Annotated in this window: 3 protein-coding genes and 1 pseudogene; all 4 read left to right on the forward strand. The window is 66.8% G+C overall.

The window, feature by feature from the left end:
- Nucleotides 1-1080, forward strand: a pseudogene (locus LDQ05_RS19340) (IS1380 family transposase); the annotation flags it as partial.
- A 289-nt stretch (nucleotides 1081-1369) separates the two neighbouring features.
- Nucleotides 1370-1609, forward strand: coding sequence for a heavy-metal-associated domain-containing protein (locus tag LDQ05_RS19345; RefSeq protein WP_226438573.1), 240 nt, complete (start codon nucleotides 1370-1372; stop codon nucleotides 1607-1609).
- Between the two features lie 140 nt (nucleotides 1610-1749).
- Complete coding sequence (locus tag LDQ05_RS19350; RefSeq protein ID WP_372461165.1) at nucleotides 1750-3705, forward strand: heavy metal translocating P-type ATPase; 1956 nt, start codon at nucleotides 1750-1752, stop codon at nucleotides 3703-3705.
- 106 nt (nucleotides 3706-3811) lie between these two features.
- The gene (locus LDQ05_RS19355) at nucleotides 3812-4222 is read left to right on the forward strand and encodes a cupin domain-containing protein (protein WP_226438575.1); all 411 of its coding nucleotides are present in this window, start codon (nucleotides 3812-3814) and stop codon (nucleotides 4220-4222) included.
- Nucleotides 4223-4320: the final 98 nt, after the last annotated feature.

The following is a 4320-nucleotide window of genomic DNA, read 5'->3' on the forward strand; positions in this document are numbered from 1 at the left end:
TGGGCACGTATCTGCGGTCGTTCACGCACGGTCACGTCCAGCAACTCGACGCCGTCGCGGCACGCCTGCTCACCGGCCTGACCGACCAGGTCCCCGGACTGCTCGACGGGGCGGATCAGATGACGTTCGTCGATGTCGACGACACGATCCGCGAGGTGCACGGCTACTCCAAGCAGGCCGCGGCATTCGGCTACACCGGTGTCCGTGGATTGAACGCGCAGGTCGCGATCGTGTCGACCCCGATCGCGGCGCCGGTGATCGCCGCCGCCCGACTGCGACGCGGCAACGTCTCCTCCCACGCCGGGGCCGGCCGCCTGCTCGCCCAGGCCATCGGCTGCGCCCGCGCCGCCGGGGCATCCGGCCAGATCCTTGCCCGCGCCGACTCGGCCTACTTCGGGCACGCGTTCGTCGCCGCCGCGCAGCGGGCTGGGGCGTGGTTTTCGGTGACCGCGAGGATGAACCCGCAGATCCGGGCGGCGATCGCGTCGATCGACGACACGGCGTGGACGGCGATCACCTACCCGAACGCCGTCTGGGATGACGACGAGCAGCGGTGGATCTCCGATGCCGAGGTCGCCGAAACCGAGGTCACCGTCTTCACCTCGCGACGGAAGAAGGAGCATGTGATCTGCCGGCTGGTGGTGCGTCGCGTGAAACGCCTGAACCCGCACGCCGGGCAGGGCGAATTGTTCGACGCCCACCGTCATCACGCGTTCGTCACCAACTCGTCGCTGACAACCATCGAGGCCGACGCCCGGCACCGCGACCACGCGATCGTCGAGCAGGTCATCGCGGAGCTCAAGGACGGACCGTTGGCGCATCTGCCGTCGGGGAGGTACGCGGCGAATGCGGCGTGGCTGGCGCACGCGGTGATCGCGTTTCGGCCTCGCCCGCGCCGCCGGTGTCGCCGCCTCACCACGTCATGCCCGCGCCCGGTGGGCGACGCTGCGTACTCACCTGATCAACATCCCCGCGAGGATCGCGTCGTCCGGACGAAGGCTGACCTTGCACCTGCCGTCGCGGTGGCCGTGGGAGTTGGCGTGGCGCAACCTCTTCGGCACCGCGACCGCGACAACCTGACCCTCCGCCCTGACTGGGTACGACCGGAGAACCAAGTGGAAAGGCCGGGTAGACCGGCGGACCACCCATGCCCAAACGCCATCACCCACCGAAACTCGGCGAGGATTCACCCTTGGAATCAACGACGGTGGATCAGGGCGGAGTCGGCATCAGCGCCATGGGACCGGGCAGCGTCAGCTACGCCTCGGTAGCAGGCGCGCGCCGAACATGATCTATGTCAAGGAGTTCCGGGCGCCGCAAACCTATCGTGAAGGTACCAATAAGGAACGCATCACGAAAGGGGTCCACAATGGCCACCTCCACCCCCACCACCACTCACACGGTCCTTAGGGCGGAGGGATTCTCCTGCCCGTCGTGCGTGGCGAAGATCGAGAAGCAGGTCGGGCGACTCAAGGGTGTCAAGAACGTGAAGGTCCACTTCGCCTCCGCCCGCATCGAGGTCGACCATGACAACGAGCGCACCTCCGTGGATGACCTCGTCGCCGCCATCGCCAAAGCCGGCTACAAGGCCGCACCGTCTGCCTTCTGAGACCAACGGCCCCCGCGGGCCGCCTGCGGACATCCTCCCCACATTCCCTCTGCCGCTCTGTTGGCACGAGACCAGAAAGGGCGTACCCGAAAGTGAACAGGCTCCAAAAATGGGTCTATGGGAACTGGTCAGTTCCCGTCGTGTCCGGCGTGCTCATCATCATCTCTTTCGCCATCCAGTGGCTGGCCGGGGGTGCCGCCAACCTCACCGTCAGCCCCCAGTGGTGGCTCGACGCCGGCGCCCACGCCACTCACGCCAGCGCGGCTTTCACCCTCGGAGATGTCTTCATGATCGCCGCGGCCGTGGTTGCCGGCTACGGGATCGTGGTGAAGGCGGTGCGCGCGCTGATCGCCAAGATCATCGGCATCGACCTGCTCGTGTCGGTTGCGGCGATCGGCGCGGTCATCATCGGCAACTTCTGGGAGGCCGCGGCGGTCACGTTCCTGTTCGCGATCGGCCACGCGCTGGAAGCTGCGACCCTGAACAAGACCCGCTCGGCACTGGCCGAACTCGTCGCCGTCGCCCCTGATTCCGCGATCGTCGTGCGCGATGGCGAGCAACAGGAAGTCCCTGCCGGACAGGTGAGAATGGGCGAGATCGTCCTGGTCAAGAACGGCGCGAAGGTCCCCGTGGACGGCCAGGTCGTCTCCGGCACCGGCGCCATCGACGAGGCCTCCATCACCGGCGAGTCCATCCCGGTGGAGAAAACTAAAGGCGGGCAGGTGTTCGCCGGCACCGTCTCCCGCGGCGGCTTCCTACAGGTCCTGGCCACTGGCATCGGCGCAGACACCACCTTGGCCCGCATCATCCACCGTGTGGAAGAGGCTCAGGACGCCAAGGCCAAGACCCAGGCCTTCATCGACCGGTTCTCCACGTGGTACACGCCCGCTGTCATGGTCCTGGCCCTGGTGGCTGGACTCATCAGCGGAGACGTGGTGCTGGCCCTGACCCTGTTGGTCATCGGCTGCCCCGGTGCCCTGGTGATCTCTATCCCGGTCGCCATCGTGGCGGGCATCGGCCGCGCCGCGCGCAACGGCATCCTCATCAAGGGCGGCGAGTTCCTGGAGACCTCCGCGAAGATCTCCGCGGTCGCCGTGGACAAGACCGGCACTCTCACCGAGGGACGTCCCCAGCTGACCGACGTCATCATCCTGGATTCCACGCTCGACCGTCCGGAGGTGCTGCGTTGGGCCGCGGCCGCCGAGGCCGGCTCCGAACACCCACTGGCCCGCCCCATCCTGGAGACTGCCCGCGAGGAGGGAGTTGCCCCGCAGGGCATCCCCGGCACCGTCACCCCGGTCCCCGGCAAGGGCATCGTGGCGAACGTAAATGGCCGCCAAGTGCTGATCGGCAACCCGCCGCTACTGGAGCAGTACGGCATTGCCTCGGGCATCGCCGAGGCAGCGCAGGCCGCCCAGGATCTGGCCGCCGCCGGGAAAACACCTATGATCGTGGCTGTTGACGAGACAGTGATCGGCGTCGTCGCCGTCGCGGACCAGGTCCGCCAGGACGCACCCGAGATGGTCGCGCGACTGCACCGGGCCGGCGTCGAGAAGGTCGTCATGCTCACCGGTGACACCCAACTGGTGGCCGAGGCCGTCGGCAATGCCACCGGGATCGACGAGATCCACGCCTCCCTACTGCCTGAGGACAAGCTGGACGCCGTCACCGAGCTACAGCGCCAGGGCCACACGATCGCGATGGTCGGGGACGGCGTCAACGACGCTCCGGCTCTTGCCACCGCGAACATCGGCGTGGCGATGGGTGCGGCAGGCTCGGCCGTGGCCGTGGAGACCGCGGACATCGCCCTGATGGGCGACAACCTGCTCAAGCTGCCCGAGGCCATCGGCCTGGCCAAGCGGACCGTGAACGTGATGAAGCAGAACATCGCAATCGCCCTGGTCACCGTGGTGCTGCTCCTGGCCGGAGTCTTCGCCGGCGGAGTGACTATGTCGATCGGCATGCTCGTCCACGAAGCCTCGGTGCTCGTGGTCATCGCCAACGCGATGCGGCTGCTGCGAAACACCCGATACTCCACGACGACGCCAAAGAGTGAACGCACCATCGGGACAGCTGCGGAGCAGGTAGCCGCCTGACGCCCATCCCGGGCCAGTAGGCCCGCCCCGGGGCACCGGGCACCTCGAAGACTCACAACAACGACGCGAACAGCGAAATCAACACACGAAACAGAGGAGACCGACTATGAGCGAGAAGAACTTCACCCTGGGCGACAACGTCGAGCATTTCACCATCGCGGACGTGGCCAGGGATAATCCTGACTTCCGGAAGGTGCTGTGGACCGGAGAACACACCCAGATCGTGGTGATGACCATTCCGCCCGGTGGCGAGATCGGAGACGAGGTCCACGAACACACCGATCAGATCCTGACCTTCGTTTCCGGAACCGGCGAAGCCGACCTCAACGGCCACACGCATCCCATCGATGCCGGGGACCAGTGCGCGGTACCGGCCGGCGCCCAGCATAACTTTCGCAACACCGGGGACGAGCCACTGGTGCTGTACACCATCTACAGCCCACCCGAACACGCTATCGGCGCCGCATTCGCCACCCGGGAAGAGGCTAACGCCGCCGCAGGGTCCCGTAGTTGTTGACCGTCAGGGCGGTGACCTGCTATTTCATCCTTCCAGGATCAGGCCGACGGCCTGATACGGGTCTGCTGCCAGGCGTCGGCAGGCGCGGGCGATGTTCG

It is taken from the genome of Rhodococcus yananensis (assembly GCF_020515525.1).
Taxonomy (GTDB): Bacteria; Actinomycetota; Actinomycetes; order Mycobacteriales; family Mycobacteriaceae; genus Rhodococcus; species Rhodococcus yananensis.